Origin of the sequence: Halorubrum hochsteinianum (genome assembly GCF_023702125.1) — an archaeon.
In the GTDB taxonomy this organism is placed as follows: domain Archaea; phylum Halobacteriota; class Halobacteria; order Halobacteriales; family Haloferacaceae; genus Halorubrum; species Halorubrum hochsteinianum.
The window spans coordinates 830,594-849,851 of the sequence record NZ_CP098415.1; the positions used below are offsets into that span (position 1 = coordinate 830,594).

Sequence of the window (19,258 nt, forward strand, 5' to 3'; positions counted from 1 at the left end):
GGCCGAACGGTTCTAAAAGTTACGCCAAATCGGTCGAAATCGGTCGGTACGCGTCCGTCTACGCGTCGCCGTGCGGCTTCACCAGCACCTTGATCGCCTCGCGCTCGTCCATCATGCGGTACCCCTCGGGGACGCCGTCGAGGTCGACCGTCTCGGTGAAGATGGGCGACGGGTCGAGCGTGCCCTGTAACACGTCGGCCATCAGCTCCTCGGCGTACGCGCGGACGGGGGCGACGCCGCCCGCGAGCGTGACGTTGTCGCCGAACATCCCGAACACGTCGAGGCCCTCGTCGTCGACTCCGTACGGGACGCCGACGTAGCCGATGGTGCCGCCGGGACGGACGACGTCGACCGCGGTGTTCATGGCGCTCGCCGCGCCGACGCACTCCATCACGTGGTTCGGGCCGCCGTAGGTCAGTTCCCGGATTCGCTCAACCGCCTCGTTGCCGCGCTCGGAGACGGTCTCCGTGGCCCCGAACTCCTCGGCGAGTTCGAGCCGGTCCTCGTGGTGACCGACGGCGATGATCCGCTCCGCGCCGAGCCGCCGGGCCGCGAGGACGCCGCAGAGGCCGACCGCGCCGTCGCCGATGACGGCCACCGTCGAGCCCTCGTCGACGCCCGCGCTGACGGCCGCGTGGTGGCCGGTGCCCATCACGTCGGTCAGCGGGAGTAGCGAGCGGAGCGTGTCCTCGTCGTCGGCGTGGCGGTCGGGCACCCGGACGAGCGTCCCGTCGGCGTGGGTCGACCGGACGTACTCGCCCTGCCCGCCGCCGTTGTCGCCGCCCCACGAGTCTCCGTTCTCGCAGGAGGTGTGGAGCCCCTTCCGGCAGAACTCGCACTCGCCGCAGGAGATGGCGAAGGGGGCGAGCACGCGGTCGCCGGGGTCGACGGAGGTCACGTCGTCGCCGACCGCCTCGACGATTCCCATCGGCTCGTGGCCGACCGGGGATCCGGGGTCGCGGTCGCTGTCGCCGCGGTAGAACCAGAGGTCCGACCCGCAGATCGCGGTGTGTGTGACGCGGACGATCGCGTCCGTCGGGGCCTCGAGCTCGGGCCGCGGTCGCTCTTCGACGCCGATCTCGCCGGGGCCGTTGAAGACGGCTGCGCGCATGCGATCGACTACTGGCGGACGGGGCAAAAGTGAGGGGGTGCCGGAAACCGGTCGGAGCGGAAATCGGACGATCGATCGGCCGGCGGTCGGTCAGGCGGCTTTGAGGAACCCCCACACGAGGTACACCAGGAGCAACGGAGAGAGCAGTACGAGCGCCGAGATCGCCGACCCGACGATCGCCACCGAGTACGCGACGGTGACAGCAGTTACCACGCCTGCCGAGAGGAACTGTACGCGGGAGAGCGCTGGCGGAGACCAGTACATCGCACGAAGGTTTCAGGCCCCGTGTTATTAAATTTTGAGCGATTTAGCGTATCAGCGACTTACCAGCGGTACCGACGCAGACGGACGCGCTGACGCGAACCGCGCCGTTACGGCTCCAACACGACGCGGAACCGCGCCTCGTTCTCGGCCATGCGCTCGTAGGCCGCGTCGACGTCGCCGAGGTCGAACGTCTCGATCTCCGGCGTGATGTCGCGCAGCGCGCTGAACTCCAGCGTGTCCTGCGAGTCGCGGGCGTGGCCCGACCCCCAGCCCTCGACCGCGCCGCGCGTTCCGACGAGCTGCCCGGCGTCGACCGACACCGGCTCGCCGGGGATGCCGGCGATTATCACCGAGCCGTCGGTCCCCAGCCCGCCGACGACCGACTCGATCGCGTCGCTCGCGGGCGCGGTCGTGAGGACGACGCTCGCGCCGCCTAACTCCCGGAGCCGCTCGGCCGGGTCCGCCTCGGCGGCGTTGACGAAGTGGTCCGCGCCCAGATCGCGGGCGAGCGACTCCTTGTCGGGGCTGCGCGAGATCGCGACCGTCTCGTAGCCGGCCGCGTGCGCGTACTGGACCGCGAGGTGGCCGAGCCCGCCGACGCCGACGACGGCGACGAGGTCGCCGGCGCGCGCGTCCGAGTTGCGCAGCGCGTTGTAGGTCGTGATCCCGGCGCACAGTAGCGGCGCGGCGTCGACCGCGTCGAGCCCGTCCGGGATTGCCGCCAGCGCCTCGGCGGGGACCGTCGCGTACTCGGCGTACCCGCCGTCGAACGTGAGCCCGGTGATCTCGGCGTTCTCGCACTGGAGGAACTGGCCGCGGCGGCACGCCTCGCAGGTGAAACAGTGGCCGCCGTGCCAGCCCGCGCCGACGCGCTCGCCCGGCTCCCACGCGTCGACGTCCTCGCCGACCGCGTCGACGGTCCCGGCGATCTCGTGGCCCGGGACGCGGGGGTAGCTCACGCCGGGATAGCCGCCCTCGACGACGAACTCGTCGCTGCGGCAGATCCCGCACGCCTCGACGGCGACCCGGACCTCCTCCGGGCCCGGCTCGGGCACGTCCCGCTTGACGACCTCGAAGTCGGCTCCCGGCTCCGAGACGACCGCGGCTCGCATGGTGTCTGACATCGGTCGTTCATCGCCCCGAGACGCGGAAGAACGTGTCGTCGCCGGCGAGCCGGTCGGTCTCCTCGGGAGAGAGAGCGACAAGTGGATCAGTCGTCCGCGCCGACGGCGTCCCGGACCCCTCCCGCGCCGGCCGGGTCCTCGCTCGGGCCCGCGGCCGGGACGCCCTCGGTCTCCTCGACGCGCTCGAACCGGATCCGAACGACCTGCCCGTCCGCCGTCGACTCGAAGCCGAGGTCGGCGTCGGACCGGTCGACGACCCACTGGACGAGCCACAGGCCGAGTCCGTCGGTGTGACGCATCGAGGTCTCGTAGCCGCGCCGGAGCGTCTCGATCGTCTCCGCGGGGATCCCCGGCCCGTCGTCGGCGACGCGGACCGCGACGCCGTCGCCGACGCGGCGGAGCGAGACCGAGACCCGCGGCGCGTCGCCGCCGTGGACCGCGGCGTTCTCGATCACCTCCGACGTGACGGCCTCGGTGAGGGGGTGCGCCCGGACCCGACACGTCGCCGCCGCGGGGGCGTCGAACTCGACGTTCGGGTGTTCGGTTTCGAGCCGCTCGATCACGCCGTCGACGACCTCGACGAGGTCCACGACCGTCTCCACGTCCCCGGGGCCGTCGGGACCCTCGGACCCGATCACCGCGCCGATGTGGCGGGCGTGCTCGCTGACCGACAGCAGCCGGTCGACGTTCTCCTCCACGACGGCGGCGCTCTCCCCGCCGCCGTCGGCGCGGTCCGCCAGGAACTCGACCCGTCCGCTGACGACCGTCATGGCGTTGCGGATGTTGTGACGGAGCACGCGGTTCAACACCGTGAGCTGGGCGTTCGCCCGTTCGAGTTGGTCCTGCGTGCGCCGCTGGCGGGCGTCGGTCAGCCCGAACGCGAGCCCGAACGCCGACCCGGCCGACGCCGCGCCGCCGATGACGACGAGCGGGCCGGTCGGCGACGGCCCCTGACTCGTCTCGTAGGTGACGAAGAGCAGCGCGACCGCGCCGAGCGTCACCGCTCCGAGGGCGCTCCACCCGGTGATGCGGAGCGTGTGCGCCGGCGAGAGCGGCGAGCGAGCGATGGGCACCGTCGCGGCGGCGACGAGCGCGCTACAGGCGATGGGAACCGCGACGCCGCTCACGATCGCGAGGGGGTCGCTCATCGACGACAGCGAGCGCAGGTGGTACCCGAGCGGGACGAGACCCACGGCCGCGAGCAGGCCGAGTTCGGCCGCGTTCCGGAGCCGTGTGGTCCGCATTCGTCGGTGAGTCGTCGCGTTCGGGTAATAACCGTTCGCGACGAGCTATCAGATCGGAGAACTGCGGTCCCGCGCGGCGGACTCACTTCCCGTCCGGGTCGAGGACGGTCACGTCGTACAGCGACTCCCACCGGTACCGGCGTCCGGTCCACTCGAACTCGTCGCGGGCGAGTCCGTAACAGAGCAGGAGGAGCGCCAGCGCGTACCCCGGCACCGCGAGGAGGAACGTCCAGCGGTGGACGCCGAGCGCCGCGTACGCCGCCGCGGCGACCCCCGTCACCAGCGGGACGGTGACGAACGGCGCGGCGAGCGTCCCGGCGATCACGGCGAGCGGCAGCAGCGCCCGGGTCGCGATCCCCGCGGGGTCGAGGTACAGCCCCATCCGCGTCCACCGCACCCGCCGCGAGAGGGTCCCGCAGAGGGTACCGTCGACCGGCATCTCCCGCACGAGCGAGCGCGCCGTCTCGATCCCGTCGGCGCGCTCGGCCAACAGCGCGTCGTCGCCCGCGGTCCGCCGGAGGTCGGCGACGTACGCGTCCACGTCGACCTCGCCGCGCCGGAACGCCATCGTCCCGCCCCAGACGCCCGAATCGAACCGGACGCTCGTCGCGACGCCCACGGCGCTCGACGGCTCCAACAGCTTCCCGACCGGGCCCTCGCTCGCCAGCACGGGCGCGGTCGAGAGGACGTGGCCCTCGGGAACCCGCGCGAGCAGCCGCCGGACGGTCGCCAGCCACTCCTCGCCGTGCTCGAAGTCCGCGTCCGTACACACCAGCCGGTCGCGGCTCGCGCGCTCTAACCCTGCCGCCAGCGCGTTACACTTCGCCGAACAGCCCGTCGGCTCCCCGGCGACGACGACCGTCGCGGCCGTCCCCTCCGCCGCGTCGACGACCGGATCGCTCGGCCCGTCGCAGGCGACGAGGAACTCGTCCGCCGGCCCGACCTGCGCCGCCAACTCCGCGCAGGCGGGCGTCCACTCGCGGGTCGGCAACACGACGCTCACCGGGGCCGCCGGGTCGTTCGGCATCGGATCGATCGTTGTGCGAACCCGGTCAAATAGTCACCGGCCGCAGCGCGGTTCCCGACGGGAGGCTCGCCGTCCGGTTCTCGCCCAGCAGAGGGACTACGGCGGATTCAGTCCGCCGTGTCCCAGTCTACCTCGTCGGCGTACTCCTCGCGCATGAGGTGACAGCCAATGGTCTCGCCGTCGACCGCGTGGTCGGTCGGGTCCTCCCGCTCGCAGACCTCGCCGATCTTGCGCGGACACCGGGGGTGGAACCGACAGCCTGAGGGGACGTTCGACGGGTCCGGGACGTTACCCTCCAAGACGATGCGGTCCTCGTGCTGTTCTCCCCCGGGAATCGCCGAGAGGAGCGACTCCGTGTACGGGTGGTACGGCGGGTCGAACACCTCTCCCGTCGGACCGTGTTCGACGATCTGCCCGAGGTACATCACCGCGACTCGGTCGCAGACGTGTTCGACCACGGAGAGGTCGTGGCTGATGAGCAGGTACACGAGCCCCAACTCGTCTTGGAGGTCGGCGAGCAGGTTCAGGATCTGCGCTTGGACCGAGACGTCGAGCCCGCTCACCGGCTCGTCGAGGACGATCACCTCCGGGTTCACGGCCAGCGCCCGCGCGATGCCGACGCGCTGCTGTTGGCCCCCGGACAGCTCGTGGGGGTAGCGTTCGAGGTGCGACGTGTCGAGGCCGACGGCGTCGATCAGCTCCGCCACGCGGTCGGCGCGGTCGCCCTGCGACCCGATCCCGTGGAGGTCCATCGGACGGCGGACGATCTGTCGGACCGTCCGACGGGGGTTGAGGCTCGACTGCGGGTCCTGAAACACGATCTGGAGGTCGCGGCGGAGCGACCGGAGCTCGTCCGATCCCGCCGCCGTGACATCGGTCTCGCGGTAGGTCACGGAGCCGTCGGTCGGCTCGATGAGCCGGAGCAACGCCCGCGCGGCGGTCGATTTCCCGCAGCCGGACTCGCCGACCAGCCCCACGGTCGACCCCGCGTCGATCTCGATGTCGATCCCGTCGACGGCCCTGACCGGCTCCGGATCGCCGAGGAACCGCTCGATCGGACCGCTCGTGTCGAAGTGTTTGACCAGCCCGTCGGTCTCGACGACGGGGTCGTCTCCGGCGTCGCCGCGGCCGTCCGCGCGGTCGGTCTGCCACGAGAGCGAGCGCGACTCGTGGTCGTACTCGTACGCCATCTCGCCGACGTGCTCGTGTCGGTAACAGGCGACCGAGCGTCCCGGATCGGTCGGGACGGGTTCCAGATCGGGGTGCGCCTCGCGGCACTCCTCGGTCGCGCCGGGACACCGGTCCGCGTACTTACACGCGTCCGCGGTGCCGGTGAGGTCGGGCATCTGCCCCTCGATCACGTCGAGCCGGTCCCGGTCGCCCGGTCCGGCCCCGTCGTCGACGCTGTTGATGCTCGCGAGCAACCCCTTGGTGTACGGGTGCCGGGGGTCGCTGAACAGCGACTCCGCCGGGCCGCTCTCGACGACGCTCCCGGCGTACATCACCGCGACCCGGTCGCAGATCTCTCTGACTACGCCGAGGTCGTGAGTGATAAAGAGGATCGACATCCCGAGGTCCTCGCGGAGGTCGTCGAGCAGTTCCAGTATCTGGGCCTGTATCGTGACGTCGAGCGCGGTCGTCGGCTCGTCGGCGACCAGCAGGTCAGGCTCCGAGGCGATCGCGATCGCGACGATCACCCGCTGTTTCTGCCCGCCGGAGAACTCGTGCGGGTAGTCGTTCGCCCGCGACGCCGCGTCGGGGATCCCCACCCGGTCGAGGAGGTCGACCGCCTCGCGCTTCGCGGCGCTTCGGGACAGGCCCCGCGCCGTCCGGACCGCCTCGGCGACCTGTCGCCCGACTGTCATGGTGGGGTTCAGCGTGGTCGTCGGGTCCTGAAACACCATTCCGGTGTTGGACGCGCGGAACTCCCGAAGCCCCTCGTCGGAGAGGGACCGAACGTCCGTCCCCTCGAAGTCGACGCGGCCGCCGACGATCTCGCCCGGATCGTCGATGAGCCGGAGCACCGACCGGGCCGTCGCGCTCTTGCCGGCACCGCTCTCGCCGACCAGCCCGAGGATCTCGCCGCGGTCGAGGTGGAAGTCGACGCCGTCGACCGCGTGGACGACTCCCTCCTCGGTGTGAAACACCGTGGTGAGGTCGCTGACGGTCAACAGGCGGTCGTCCGGGGGCGTTCCCGCGGACGCCGTCGATTCGTCCGATCGCCGTCGCGTGTACGCCGGTTCGTTACTCATTTTCGGCCCCCAGTTCCGCGCTCATGGTCGGATCGAGGACGTCGCGGATCCCGTCCCCGAGGAGGTTGAAACCGAGGACGGTCGTCGCGATCCCCAGTCCGGGGAAGATCGCCATCCACGGCGCTTGCGCGAGGTACTGTTTCGACTGTCTGATCATCAGCCCCCACGACGGCTGCGGGGGCTGCGCACCCAGTCCGAGGAACGAGAGCCCCGCGGCCGCGAGGATGGCGAACGCGAGGCTGATCGACGCCTGAACGATGATCGGTGCGGCGGCGTTCGGCAGCACCTCCCGGAACAGCACCCGGCTGTCGCGCTCGCCGAGCGCCCGCGCCGCCTCGACGAAGTCCTCCTCGACGACGGAGACGACCTCGCTGCGCGTGACGCGGGCGAAGTACGGGACGTACGTCACCCCGATCGCGATCATCGCGTTCGTCAGCGACGGACCCAGCACGGCGACGACGGTGAGCGCGAGCAGGATCGGGGGGAAGCTCATCAAGATGTCCATCGTCCGCATGATCGCGTCGTCGACGTTGCCGCCGACGTATCCCGCGACCGCCCCCAGCGGGACGCCGGCCGCGGTCGCGATCCCGACGCTCAACCCGCCGATGTAGAGGCTGATCCGCGCGCCGAGGACGATCCGGAGGAGGACGTCTCGACCGAGGTGATCCGTCCCCATCGGATGGGCCGGACCGGGCGGCTGGAAGCGGTTCGCGACGTCTAACGCGTTCGCCTGCTCCAGCGAGACGAACAGCGGTCCGAACAGCCCGACGACGATCAGCAGTCCGATGAGGACCGACCCGGCGACGGCCTTCGAGTTCGACCGATACCGGGCGAACAGGTCCGCGAGCTTCCGGCGGCGGGCGTCGGTGAGCCACCGCGCCGCGTCCGCGCTCTCGGCGGCCATCAGGCACCACCCCCGGTCTGGACCCGCGGGTCCAAGACGGCGTACAGCAGGTCGACGATCAGGTTACTGAGCATGAACACCGTCGCGATCGTCAGCACGGAGCCCTGGATCAGCGTGGTGTCGCGGTTCAACAGCGCCTGGAACGCGAGCCGACCCAGTCCCGGGTACGCGAACACCTGCTCGATGATGACGATCCCGCTGAACAGGAACCCGATCTGGAGCCCGATCACCGTCAGTACCGGGAGGAAGGCGTTTCGGAGCGCGTGTCGGTAGACGATGTCGCGCTCCGAGACCCCCTTCGAGCGGGCGAGCCTGACGTACCCCGCCCGGAGCTCTTCGATGAGCGACGATCGGGTCATACGCGTGAGGTGCGCCATGAGCGCGAAGCCGAGCGAGAGCGCCGGGAGCGCCACGTGTCTGAGTCCGCCAATTGGGTCCGCGGCCGGGTTCACGTAGCCGGAGGGCGGAAGCACCGAGAGGAACTCGGCGAACACCAGGATCAGGACCAGTCCCCAGAAGAAGTCCGGGAGGCTGATCCCGGTGAACGCCACGACGCTGGTGGTGAAGTCCTTCCACGTGTTGCGGGCCTGTCCGGCGACCACGCCGAGCGGGATGGCGACCGTGACGGCGATCGCGACCGCGGCACCGGCGAGGAACGCGCTCGCGGGCAGCCGCTGGACGATCAGCCGCGCCACCGGGTCGCCGAACCGGAGGGACTCGCCCATGTCGCCGGTGAGGACGCCGCCGAGCCAGTCCAAGTACCGGATCCAGATCGGGCGGTTCAGCCCGAGGCTCTGGCGGAGCGCCTCCAGCCGCTCCGGGCTCGCCCGGTTGCCGAGGATCAGCAGCGCCACGTCGCCCGGAAGGACGTTGACGATCCCGAAGGTGACGACTGACACGCCGAGCAGCGACACGATCAACAGCCCCATGCGGCGCGCGGCGTACCGGGCGAACTGGGCGTCGATGGCCGACCTCATTCGTCGAGCCACGCCGACCCGAAGTTCACCTCGGTGTTGTTCGGGGCCAGCACCGTGTCGAGACCACCGACGGACGGTTTCCCCGCCATGGCCCCGTCGCGGAACCACAGCATCGGCGACGGGACCTCCTCGTGGAGGACCCGTTGCGCCTCGCGGTAGTACTCGACCTCCTCCTCCTCGCTGGGCGCGGTCTCGGCGTTCTCGATCGCCGAGTCGAAGTCGTCGCTGGCGTACGCGAAGGAGTTGAACGACCCCTCCGAGTGGAACAGCCCACGGTACATCTGCGCCGGCTCCCAGCCGCCGAACCAGTTGACCATCGCCATCCGGTAGTCCATGTTCGAGGTGACCTGCGTCAGCCAGTCGCCCCACTGGAGCTCCTGGATCTCGACGTCGAGACCGACCTCGGAGAAGTGCTGTTCCATGATCGTCGCCGCCGTGACGTGCCACGGGTAGTTCGTGGTCACCTTGAACTCCAGCGGCGCGAACTCGTCGATGCCGTACTCGGAGTCTTCGATCAGCGACCGCGCCTGTTCGACGTCCTGCGGCCGCGGATCGAGGTCTTCGTTCCGGTACGGACTGTTCGGGAAGCTCGGGGTCGCGAGCGTGCTTCCCTGCCCGAACAGCGCCCCCTCCACGAGCTCCTGCTTGTCGATCGCGAAGTCGATCGCCCGCCGCCAGTTGACGCTGTCGAACGGCGGCCGGTCGTTGTGGAGGTACATGTGGTTGAACGCGAGCGGCCGCCACGTCGACGTCTGGACGGCGTCGTTCGCGCCGTCGACGTAGTCGGACATGTCGTCGAGCGGGATGTCGTTGATGTAGTCGAGGTCCCCGTCCGTGAGCCCGGTGAGCCGGGTGTCGGGGTCGGTCATCGTCCGCTCTTCGAGCGTGTCCACGTACGGCCCCTCGCCCCAGTAGTCGTCGAACGCCGACAGCTCGGCGCGGTTGCCCTGCTGTCGCGACTCGAAGACGAACGGACCGGTCCCGACCGGGTTCGAGGCCTGCTCCGAGGCCGACCCCTCGGGGATGATCGCCGTTCCGGTGAACGCCAGCTGTCGGAGCAGCGGGTTGTACCGCTCGCTCATCGACAGGACGACAGTCGACTCGTCCGGCGTCTCGATCGACTCGACCGCGGTGAGGACGCCGCTGTACCGGGCCCCCACGTCGGGGTCCATGATCCGCTCGAACGTGTACCGAACGTCGGCGCTGGTCAGCTCCGACCCGTCGTGGAACGTCACGCCGTCGCGCAGCGTGAACGTGTACTCGGTCCGGTCGTCGTTGATCTCCCAGTCCGCGGCGAGTCCGGGTCGCGTGACGTCGGCGGCGTTCGATATCTCCAGTTCGCCGCTCAGGCCGACGAGCGTCTCGTGAACGTTGTTCAGGAACCGCGACGAGGCGGCCGTCTGCGCCAGATGAACGTCCAGTTCCTGGGTGACCTCGCTGTGGCCCCAGACGAGCGTCCCGCCCTCCTGCGGCTCGCCGGACGGTCCCGTCGCGCCGCCGCCGCTGCCGTCGCCGCCGTCACCGCCGGACCCGCCGTCACCGCCGGACCCGCCGCCGGAACACCCGGCGAGGGTGGTGCCGACGCCCGCCATTCCCGTGGCGACGAGGAATCGCCGCCGGTCGATACGACTCTCCGCGTCCGCAGATCTGTCACTCATTGTCAGTATCGCGCATGTCGTTCGTTAGCGTTTGATTCCGAAGTCGACGATCGCGTCGGGGTACTCCCCGAGCTGGTCCTCGGCGACCGCCGGCAGCTCCGCCTCCGTCTCGACGGCGAGGTCGTACGCCGCTCTGAGCTCGTCGACCGGGTCGTCGCTGTTGTCCACCCGCAGGTTGTGGGACAGCTTCGGCTCCGGTGCCGCGACGAGCAGCGCGGCGCTGATCTTCCCGCGCTTGTCGCCGCCGGCGGCTTGGCCGGCCTCCAGCCCGGCGATGAGTCGGTCGGCGAACTCCCCGTCGGCCTCCGCGTATCCCCGGCTCACCGCCTCGATCACGTCGCCGCCGTCGAGCATGTTGCCCGCGACGGTGTAGTCGTCGCCGGCGAGGTCGCCGGCCCAGTCGACGCAGTCGCCACCCGTGTATCGGAAGGCGTCGTCGTCGGTCACGCCGTGGAGTTGCCGGTAGGTGTCGTGCGGGTCGTCCGCGAGCAGGGCCTCGCACGCGGTCGAGACCGACACGCCTCTGTCGGCGAGGTCGACGGCGTTCCGTCCGTGAGACACCTTCACGTACGACTGCGTCGCGACGGCCGCGTTCTCGCTGACGAACGGACACAGCGCGCCGACGCCGACGAGAGCCGTGCTGACCGCGACGCCGAACGCGCCGGTGTCGGGATCGCGTGCGGCGATCGAGAACGTTCCGGGGGCGAAGCGGTCCGAGGGCGACGAGGGGTCTCGGTCCGTAGCCGCGGTGTCGGTGCTATCGTGTGTGCTGTTCTCTGACACAGGTATGTCACGGCATGGCAACATAGATATTAAATTTTGGCTTCAGAGACACATCGTCCGTCAAATAGATGATACCGACGAACCGCAGTCGGAAACCGAGCTATCTCGGAGATATCTTCGCGTTTGGTATCTGTTCTAAAACCGATAAATTATTGCTTATAAACCGCGTATGATATCGCCTCGACGGACCCCTGCGACGGACCGGAACGCGCGGTCTCGCTGAAATTCTCGGAATACGGGTGGCTCGATACCGCGATTGAGAGCTATTTTCCGTTCAAACCTTTTTTGATTGATACGTCCACCTCATATAAACGAATATCAGCGCGCCCCCCGCGGACCCACCCGATGGTACACGACCTCACCGCCATCGCGGACGCGGTCTCGCGTCGAAACGTCGTCAGAACGGCCGGTGCGGCGCTCGGGGTCGCGGCGGCTTCCGGTGCGGCAGCCTCGGGTACGGCGGCCTCCGGTGCGACGACCGGGGACCGATCGAGGGTCGGGAACGGCCGCGGGTCGGGGGGACCGTACGTCAGCGCTCACCGCGGGTATCGTGACGTGTTCCCGCAGAACACGGTCGCCGCAGTCTCCGGGGCGGCCCGGTTGGGTGCCGACCGGATCGAGGTCGACCTCGAAGCGACGAGCGACGGGGAGATCGTCGTCTTCCACGACGCCCGCCTCGACGATCTGACGGACGAGTCCGGCCTCGTCGCCGAGACGCCCTCCGAGGAGGTCCTTCAGGCGGAGGTCCTCGGCTCCGGCGAGACGATCCCCACGCTCGCCGAGGTGCTCTCGGCGACCAGGCCGCCGGTGACGATGAACCTCGAGTTCAAGGACCGCGGACCGCTCTCGTGGGAGGAGTTCGCGAAGCGGGCGCTGGACGCCGCGTATCGGTACCCCGGTCCGTTCTACGCCTCCTCGTTCGACCACGACGCCATCCGCGCCGTTCGGGAGGTCGATCCCGACGTCGACGTCGCGCCGATCTTCGGGAGCGACACGGAGGAGAACCTGGCCGTGGCCCGGGAGCTGGACGCGGAGGCGCTCAACTGCTCGACCGGCGTCCTCGACCGGGAGCTGGTCGAGATCGCCCACGAGGAGGGGCGGGCCGTGAACGTCTGGACGATCGACAGCTGGCGGGAGGCGGCGACGCCGATCGAGCTCGGCGTGGACGGACTGATCGCCGACTACCCGGAGATGGCCGCCTTCGGGACCGACGGCGGTGTCGGACCCCACCGCGGCCGGTGACGGGGCCCGAGTGTCGGCCGTCCGCGACCGTTTGCGCAGACGTTTTCGAACGCTGAAATAATGGGTTCGAAGTGGAAAATAACGCTTAAATCGGCCCGACCGTCACCCGCGGATCGAACGATGACGTGGAGCCGAGACGCGAGTGCCGCGACGACCCGGCCGTCGCGGGGAGCCGAGCCGTGAGCGACGGACCAACGCTGCGGATCGGGGCGGAGACGAGCGGGGGCGACGAGTCCGTGCCCGCGCCCGTGCCGCCGGACGACCCGGAGGCGTGGTACGCGCCGGACGTCCGGGCGCAGTACGAGTCGGCACCCGGCGTGGTGGCGACGGTCCGCGAGCGCGACGGCGGGCGGTTCGGCTACGACGTGCGCGAGCCGCCGCTGTCGCCCGCCGACGAGCGCGCCCTCGACCGGGTCCGCGACCGCTTCTCCGCGGTGCGACACCGCCGCCCGCTCACCCGGGTCGGGGTCGTCGAGCGGGCCGAGCGGGGGTTCGACCCGAAGTACGCGGAGGCGATCGACCGGTTGGTCGACGCCAGCGCGGCCGCGCGCCGCCGGATCGACTACCACGCGCTGCGGGAGTTCCGGCTGCTCGGCGAGCTCACCCCGATCGCCTTAGACGACCGGATCGAGGTCGCGGACGTGGGCGACGAGCGCGAGCTGGTGGTCCACACCGAGACGTTCGCGCCGCTGGAGACCGGGATCGACGCCGACGCCGACTACGTCGAGCGGGTCGCCGCCGAACGGCTCGCGCAGTACGCGGTCGAGTTCGCGGGGCTCGCGGTCGACGTGGTCGTCTACCGCGAGCGGCTGCTCGGGTCCGACGCGTTCGAGACGAAGTACGCGGTGTTGGAGCCGGACCTGCTGCCGGGCGACGAGGAGCTCATCGAGGAGTGTAAGTCTCGGATCTGGGAGACGACCGTGAGCGACGTGGTCGAGGACCGCGAGTCGTTCGTCGCCGCCCGCGCCCGGCGGTTCCTCTCGCGGCGGCTCACCGCGCGCAACACCCGGGCGTGGCTCGACGCGGCGGCCCACCGGGCGCGGGCCGCGCTGGCGGAGCGGGGGCTCGCCGCGCCGCCGGTCGACTCGCGGTACGCCCGCGACCGGCTCGACGACCTCGCGTACTACGTCCTGCGCGACCTCGTCGGCGAGGGCATCCTGACGGTCCCGATACGCGACCCGTACCTGGAGGACGTGGAGGCGAACCGCGTCGGCGAGCGCGTGAAGGTCGTGCCGCGGGCGTCGGTGCTGTCGGGGGCGGACGGGGCGGAGGCGACGGGCGCGGCGGAGACGACGGACGCGGCGGAGGACGCGGAGACGGGGGCGGGCGGGGAGCCCGGAGCCGACGTCGACCCGCCGACGGCCGGGGAGCGCGTGCCGACGAACCTGTCGTTCGACGACGAGACGACGTTCGTCAACGTCGTCACCGGGATCGCCGCCCGCGACGGGACGGAGCTGAACGCCTCGACGCCCTCCGCGAAGGTGAACCTCGAACTCGACGGCGTGCCGCAGACGATCCGGTGTGCGGTCGCGCTGCCGGTCATCTCCGAGGGCGGCCCGCACGTCTCGATCCGGAAGCAGCGCGCGGACGCGCTGACGCCGGTCGATCTGGTCGAGCGCGGCGCGCTCTCCGTCGAGCTGGTGACGCTTCTGTGGCTGCTGTACGAACACCGCGGGGTCGTCCTCTTCGCCGGCCCGACCGGCGTGGGGAAGACGACGCTGCTCAACGCCCACGCGCCGTTCATCCCGTTCGACGCCCGACCGGTCTCCGTCGACGAGGGGTCCCGGGAGGTGCGGCTCCCCCACGAGACGGGCGTCTCGCTCACCACCCGCGACCACGAGGACGCCTACAAGTCGGTGGGGATGGCGGAGCTGATGACCGAGGCCAATTACCTCAACCCCGACGTGGAGGTCATCGCCGAGATCAACACCCCGGAGAGCTTCGAGACCTTCGGCGAGAGTCTGGCGACCGGGCACGGCGTGATCGGCACGACGCACGCCGAGGACATCGGGGCGCTCGCCGACCGCCTGCGCGAGCGCGACCTGCCCGCGCGCCTGCTGCGCGAGGTCGACCTCGTCGTCTTCCCCCGGCAGGTCGACGGGGAGCGCTACGTCTCCCGGGCGATAGAGCCGCTCTCCGAGGCCGCCTACGAGGGGCTCGACCCCGAGGCGAAGCGGAGCCCGAGCGGCGACCCGAAGCGGGGCGGCGCGGGCGTCGTCGAGGTCGGCGACGAGTCCGTCCGGTACAACACGGTCGCGTGGCGCGACGGCGACGGGGCCTTCCGGTTCCCCGGCGCGCCGGGCGGGAGCGACGGTCGGGGAGACGCACCGGGAGCCGGGCCGCGGTTCCGCGTCTTCGACCGGATCGCGAGCCGGACCGACCGCGACCGCGAGGCCGTCGCGGCCGAGTTCGAGTCGAAGCGGCGGTACGTGGAGTACCTCGTGCGCGACGGCGTGGACGACCCGGAGGCGCTCTTCGAGTTCCTCGCCGACCTGCGCACCGACGAGGCGGCGACCGTCGAGCGCGCGGCGCGGACGAGGGGCCGGAGTAACGACCGCGGCGGCGGCGGGAACGGCAGCGACGGCGGCGAGGACGGCGAGAGCGACCCCGCGGGACGGAGGCGGTCGTGAGCCGGCGGCGGACGACCGGCGCGACCAGCGCGACCGGCGCGAGCGAGGGGACCGCCGGGGCGACCGGCGCGACCGAAGCGGGCGGGGCGGGCACGGAGGACCCGCTCCCGACGGGTGGCCGACTGGCGGTCGTCGACCGGGTCTGTTACGCGCTGTTCGCGCGCCACGCGAGCGACCGCCGCCACGACGCCGACCGGAAGCGGTACCGCGGGACCGCGCTCGATATCGGATTCGAGACGTACCTCGCGCGGACGTACGGGCTCTCGTGGGTCGTCGCGGCCGCCGTCTTCCTCCCGGCGCTCGTCGTCGCTGCCGGCGCGGCCCCCGCGGTCGCGGCCGCGGTCGAGGCCCGGTTCGGCGCGGCGCTGCTCTCCGGGGGACCGACGGCGACGCCCGCGCCGACGCCCGGCTCGGTCGGGCCGCTCAGCACGGACCGCGCCGCGGCGCTCGTCGCGGTCGCGGTCGCGCTCCTCGCGAAGCGCGCGACCGTGGCGGCCGCCGGGCTCCACCTCCGGTGGGTGGCCGCCACGCGGCGGACCGACATCGAGCGCACCCTCCCCGGGGCGGTGCGGTACCTCGAACTGCTCGCCTCGGGGAGCGACGGGCCGCGGGCGATGCTCCGGAAGGCGGCCGACGACGACGCGTACGGGGCCACCGCGACCTCGCTGCGGAAGGCGCTCAACGCCGCCCGGCTCGCCGGGAGCCTGGACGAGGGGCTGCGGCGCGTCGCCCGCGACACCCCCTCCCGGGAGCTGCTCGCGCCGTTCCTGTTGAAGTTCCGGAAGCGCGCGGCGGCCGGCGACGAGGCGCTCTCGGCGTTCCTCGCGACCGAGCGCCGGATGCTCTCCCATCGGCAGGACCGCGCCCGGAAGCGCGCCCGTCGGTTCCTCGAACTCCTGACCGAGCTGTTCGTCGCCGTGCTGGTGTTGCCGGCGCTGCTCGTCATCGGCGCGACGGCGCTGTCGGTGGTGATTCCCGAACTGCTCCCGCCGGTCGAGACGCCCGTCGGCGTGGTGCCGACCCGGGCGGTCGTCCTCTACGGCGCGGTCGCGTTCCTCGTCGCGTTCGGGCTCGCGGCCGCGGTCGCGGTCGGCACGCTCCGCCCGCCGAGCCAGCGGGCGAGCTACGAGCTTCCGGCGAACCCCCGGACGGTTCTCGCGAGCGCCGGCCGGAACCCCGCGAGCACGGCGGTCGTCGCCGCGGGGCCGGCCCTCGCGCTCGCGTGCTGGCTCGCGGTCGCGGGCTACACGCTCGTCAACGTCGTCCTCATCGGGTACGCGGCGTTCGCGGTGCCGGTCGGGCTCGTCGCCGCGCGGCGCACCCGGATCGACGACGCGAGGGACCGCGAACTCGCCGACTTCGTCCACGCCGTCTCGGGCCACGTCGCGCAGGGGCGGCCGCTCGCGGAGGCGGTCGACGCGGTCGCGCGCGACGCGGACCTCGGCGTCCTCAACGACGACGTGGCCGACCTCGCGTTCGCGCTGCGGTCGACGACCGCGACCGAGGCCGTGACCGGAGAGGCCGACTCGGCCGAGGGGGCGGTCGCGGTCGACGTGCGCGCGGCCGCCATCGAGCGGTTCGTCGACCGCGTGGGGACGCCGCTCGCGGCCGGGACGCTCGGGCTGGTCACGGGGGCGCTGAACGCGGGCGGCGACGCCGACGCCGTCTTCGAGACACTCCGGATCGAGGTCGGGCGGCTCTACAGCGAGCAGCGCGCGCTCCGCTCGGCGATGCAGCCGTACATCGCGGTGGGCTGGGCCGCAGCGGTCCTCGTCGCCGGCGTCGTCGCGGTCGTGAACACGCAGGTGGTCGACGCCGCGCGGCTGGCAGAGATCGCCGCCGCGTCGGAGGCGGTGACGGAGCCGGAGGGGGTGTATCCGGAGTTGGAGCGGTTCCGGCTGTACGTCGTCACGCAGGCGACCGTGCTGGCGTCCGGGTGGTTCGCCGGGACCGCGGCGCGCGGGCGCTACGCCGCGCTGCTCCACTCCGGCGCGCTGGTGGCGTGCTGTTACGTGGTGTTCACCGTGGGCGGGTTAGTGTGAGCGCGGCGAGAGGGCTCGGACTGTTTTGTTTCCCGCGCCGCCATCCCGACACGAGCCTTTTCTACCGTGCCGACGCATACACACGCACATGGACGAGAAGACCGCCGAACTCCGCGATCTGTTCGTCGAGACCACCGGGTCCGAGTCGGTCACCGAGCGACAGGACGCGGCGCGCGGGACCCTCGTCGACGCCGACGCGGAGTCGGTCGACGGGACCGCGCGCGACCTCGTCGCCGCGATGCGCGAGCGGTACGGCTTCTCAACGGATCTCGCTGACGACGCGTACGTCCTCGTCGCCCGCAGTCGATTCGAGGAGGAGAACGACGAGGCGGTCGCCGCGACGCTCCGGGACGCGCTGGCGGAACTGGAGGACGCCGCCGTTGACCCCGACGCGGTCGACGCCGAGACGGTCCGCAGGGCGCGCCTCGACCTCCACCTCGTGCGGGAGTCGGACCGGGAGGTCGGCGAGGACGACGCAGACGGTGACGGCGCGGACGACGAGTTCGCGTACGACGACCTGAAGCGGCTCACCGCGGCGGGGAACTCCATCGTCGAGTGCGCGGAGGAACTCGGCGCGACGCCCGACCGAGTCGCCCGTTACGCCGCCGTCGCGCGGACCGACATCGCCTCGACGCGGGCGAACGACCGGTTCCGCGACGCGTTCCGCGATCTCTTCGCCGACGCCGACATCGAGGGGTCGCTCGCGAGCGACGCCCGCGAGGACGGTCTCGAAGAGGCGACCGAGGACATCGAGACGGACGTTTCGTTATAAATAGTTGGCTGTGGATCGTCGGTGAACGCCTCCGAAGCCCCAGTCGCTCACTTATAAACAGTTGACCGCCGATCGACGACGAACTCCTCCGAAGCCCCAGTCGCGAGGCGGTCGCACACTCGCTGTGGTCCTCACTCGGTCGCTTCGCTCCCTCGCTGCGGTCCTTGCGTCGTCTGCGACCGCCTCGCGACTGCCCCTTCGAGTCCCGCCCCGCACCGCAACCGCAGCCTCACGCCTCCCCAACCTCGTCGCTCCCTTCGGTCGCGACTCCCTCGCGCGTGCTCCTCGCGGCCGCCTTCGGCGGCGCGCTCGGAGGCACGCGCCACCGCAGTTCTATTTATAAATGAAGCCGGGGCCAGCCGGTCGCGTGACGCTGGTTCCATTCAGCGACTTGGCCCGCGCGGCGTACTGCCCCCGGCAGCTCTACTACGTTCGGCGCGACGACGGGCGGAGCGTCCCGCCGAAGGCGCGCGAACGCATCGATCTAGCGTTTCGCTACGACGAACTGGTCGACGCGCCGGATCGGGTGCTGCGGCGGCTACCCCTTCACCGGTCGCCGGCCGCGTACCGCCGGAATCTGGACCGGTTGCGCGAGCTCGGCGAGTACGACGCCCTCGTCGACCCCGCGAGCGAGCGCGGGTTCCTCTCGGGCAAGGACTGTCACGGGACGGTTCACAAGGTGCTGGAATCGGGAGACGGCGGATCGAACGAGAGCGACGGGGAGCAGTCGCCGCCGGTCCCGACGCTGGTCTCCTCCGGCGAGCCGCCGGAAAACGGCGTGTGGGAGCCGCAGGCGGTCCGCGCGGTCGGGATCGCGAAGGCGCTGGCGTGGGAACGCGAGCGGGAGGTCCCGCGGGCGCTCGTCGAGTACCCCGCGGTCGGCGTCGTCCGCGAGGTCCGGCTCACGACCCGCAAGAAGGCGGCGTATCGGACGGCCCTCCGGAGCGCTCGGTCGATCGACGGCCCGCCGCCGCGCGTCGACGACGGGCGTTGCGATTCCTGCGAGTACGCGGGCGAGTGCGGGACGCGGCGACGGTCGCTCCGATCGCTGCTGGGGTGAGGCCGCGCGGTCGGCGCGTCCGCCTCCGTCGGGCCCCGCCGAGAGATCCACGACGAAACCGGAGTCCAACCGACGGTCGCTCGGCCATTCCTGACGCGACCCGGCAGTTTATACGTGTGTGTGTCGTCCGCATGGGTACGAATGGCGCGAGACGAACGCGTTCGTTCG

General features: G+C 71.3%; 15 protein-coding genes. 5 read left to right on the plus strand and 10 right to left on the minus strand.

Annotated features, from left to right (window positions below; translation table 11 throughout):
- Positions 1-58: 58 nt before the first annotated feature.
- The 10 genes from NAF06_RS04110 to NAF06_RS04155 form a co-directional block, all read right to left on the minus strand.
- The gene (locus tag NAF06_RS04110) at positions 59-1,111 is read right to left on the minus strand and encodes a zinc-dependent alcohol dehydrogenase family protein (RefSeq protein WP_008582431.1); all 1,053 of its coding nucleotides are present in this window, start codon (positions 1,109-1,111) and stop codon (positions 59-61) included.
- Positions 1,112-1,201: 90 nt separating this feature from the next.
- A complete protein-coding gene (locus NAF06_RS04115; protein ID WP_160162866.1) occupies positions 1,202-1,375 on the minus strand; it encodes a hypothetical protein in 174 nt (57 codons plus the stop codon).
- Positions 1,376-1,482: 107 nt separating this feature from the next.
- Positions 1,483-2,487 carry an alcohol dehydrogenase gene (locus NAF06_RS04120; RefSeq protein ID WP_008582433.1) on the minus strand — a complete coding sequence of 335 codons (1,005 nt, stop codon included), beginning with the start codon at positions 2,485-2,487 and terminating at the stop codon, positions 1,483-1,485.
- Positions 2,488-2,585: 98 nt separating this feature from the next.
- Positions 2,586-3,743: a sensor histidine kinase gene (locus NAF06_RS04125; protein WP_008582435.1), complete on the minus strand. Its 1,158-nt coding sequence runs from the start codon at positions 3,741-3,743 to the stop codon at positions 2,586-2,588.
- Positions 3,744-3,825: 82 nt separating this feature from the next.
- Positions 3,826-4,770 (minus strand): glycosyltransferase family 2 protein, encoded by a 945-nt coding sequence (locus tag NAF06_RS04130; RefSeq protein ID WP_008582437.1) that lies wholly within the window; start codon positions 4,768-4,770, stop codon positions 3,826-3,828.
- 107 nt (positions 4,771-4,877) lie between these two features.
- The gene (locus NAF06_RS04135; protein WP_008582440.1) at positions 4,878-7,022 is read right to left on the minus strand and encodes an ABC transporter ATP-binding protein; all 2,145 of its coding nucleotides are present in this window, start codon (positions 7,020-7,022) and stop codon (positions 4,878-4,880) included.
- Positions 7,015-7,926, minus strand: coding sequence for an ABC transporter permease (locus tag NAF06_RS04140; protein WP_008582442.1), 912 nt, complete (start codon positions 7,924-7,926; stop codon positions 7,015-7,017). Before NAF06_RS04140 ends, NAF06_RS04135 begins: the two co-directional genes overlap by 8 nt.
- Positions 7,926-8,903 carry an ABC transporter permease gene (locus NAF06_RS04145; RefSeq protein ID WP_008582444.1) on the minus strand — a complete coding sequence of 326 codons (978 nt, stop codon included), beginning with the start codon at positions 8,901-8,903 and terminating at the stop codon, positions 7,926-7,928. The genes NAF06_RS04140 and NAF06_RS04145 overlap by 1 nt, the downstream gene beginning before the upstream one ends.
- Positions 8,900-10,561 carry an ABC transporter substrate-binding protein gene (locus NAF06_RS04150; protein WP_239638700.1) on the minus strand — a complete coding sequence of 554 codons (1,662 nt, stop codon included), beginning with the start codon at positions 10,559-10,561 and terminating at the stop codon, positions 8,900-8,902. Before NAF06_RS04150 ends, NAF06_RS04145 begins: the two co-directional genes overlap by 4 nt.
- A gap of 24 nt (positions 10,562-10,585) precedes the next feature.
- Entirely contained in the window at positions 10,586-11,344 is a 759-nt protein-coding gene (locus NAF06_RS04155) for a DUF1028 domain-containing protein (protein WP_008582449.1), read from the minus strand.
- A 345-nt stretch (positions 11,345-11,689) separates the two neighbouring features.
- Between NAF06_RS04155 and NAF06_RS04160 the strand changes: the two genes are divergently transcribed.
- The 5 genes from NAF06_RS04160 to NAF06_RS04180 all read left to right on the plus strand — a co-directional run bounded on the left by NAF06_RS04160 (position 11,690) and on the right by NAF06_RS04180 (position 19,090).
- Complete coding sequence (locus NAF06_RS04160) at positions 11,690-12,586, plus strand: glycerophosphodiester phosphodiesterase (RefSeq protein WP_008582451.1); 897 nt, start codon at positions 11,690-11,692, stop codon at positions 12,584-12,586.
- 179 nt (positions 12,587-12,765) lie between these two features.
- Positions 12,766-15,216 carry a type II/IV secretion system ATPase subunit gene (locus NAF06_RS04165; RefSeq protein WP_049908653.1) on the plus strand — a complete coding sequence of 817 codons (2,451 nt, stop codon included), beginning with the start codon at positions 12,766-12,768 and terminating at the stop codon, positions 15,214-15,216.
- Positions 15,213-17,258: a type II secretion system F family protein gene (locus tag NAF06_RS04170; protein WP_008582455.1), complete on the plus strand. Its 2,046-nt coding sequence runs from the start codon at positions 15,213-15,215 to the stop codon at positions 17,256-17,258. Before NAF06_RS04165 ends, NAF06_RS04170 begins: the two co-directional genes overlap by 4 nt.
- 88 nt (positions 17,259-17,346) lie before the next feature.
- A complete protein-coding gene (locus tag NAF06_RS04175; protein ID WP_008582457.1) occupies positions 17,347-18,030 on the plus strand; it encodes a hypothetical protein in 684 nt (227 codons plus the stop codon).
- 367 nt (positions 18,031-18,397) lie between these two features.
- The gene (locus tag NAF06_RS04180; protein WP_049908635.1) at positions 18,398-19,090 is read left to right on the plus strand and encodes a CRISPR-associated protein Cas4; all 693 of its coding nucleotides are present in this window, start codon (positions 18,398-18,400) and stop codon (positions 19,088-19,090) included.
- Positions 19,091-19,258 lie beyond the last annotated feature (168 nt).

Bases quoted from the DNA above. Each gene is read 5' to 3' on its own strand.
- NAF06_RS04125 (WP_008582435.1), bottom strand. From the start codon at position 3,743: ATGCGGACCACACGGCTCCGGAACGCGGCCGAACTCGGCCTGCTCGCG.
- NAF06_RS04150 (WP_239638700.1), bottom strand. From the start codon at position 10,561: ATGAGTGACAGATCTGCGGACGCGGAGAGTCGTATCGACCGGCGGCGA.
- NAF06_RS04145 (WP_008582444.1), bottom strand. From the start codon at position 8,903: ATGAGGTCGGCCATCGACGCCCAGTTCGCCCGGTACGCCGCGCGCCGC.
- NAF06_RS04130 (WP_008582437.1), bottom strand. From the start codon at position 4,770: ATGCCGAACGACCCGGCGGCCCCGGTGAGCGTCGTGTTGCCGACCCGC.
- NAF06_RS04110 (WP_008582431.1), bottom strand. From the start codon at position 1,111: ATGCGCGCAGCCGTCTTCAACGGCCCCGGCGAGATCGGCGTCGAAGAG.
- NAF06_RS04140 (WP_008582442.1), bottom strand. From the start codon at position 7,926: ATGGCCGCCGAGAGCGCGGACGCGGCGCGGTGGCTCACCGACGCCCGC.
- NAF06_RS04160 (WP_008582451.1), top strand. From the start codon at position 11,690: ATGGTACACGACCTCACCGCCATCGCGGACGCGGTCTCGCGTCGAAAC.
- NAF06_RS04120 (WP_008582433.1), bottom strand. From the start codon at position 2,487: ATGCGAGCCGCGGTCGTCTCGGAGCCGGGAGCCGACTTCGAGGTCGTC.
- NAF06_RS04175 (WP_008582457.1), top strand. From the start codon at position 17,347: ATGGACGAGAAGACCGCCGAACTCCGCGATCTGTTCGTCGAGACCACC.
- NAF06_RS04135 (WP_008582440.1), bottom strand. From the start codon at position 7,022: ATGAGTAACGAACCGGCGTACACGCGACGGCGATCGGACGAATCGACG.
- NAF06_RS04115 (WP_160162866.1), bottom strand. From the start codon at position 1,375: ATGTACTGGTCTCCGCCAGCGCTCTCCCGCGTACAGTTCCTCTCGGCA.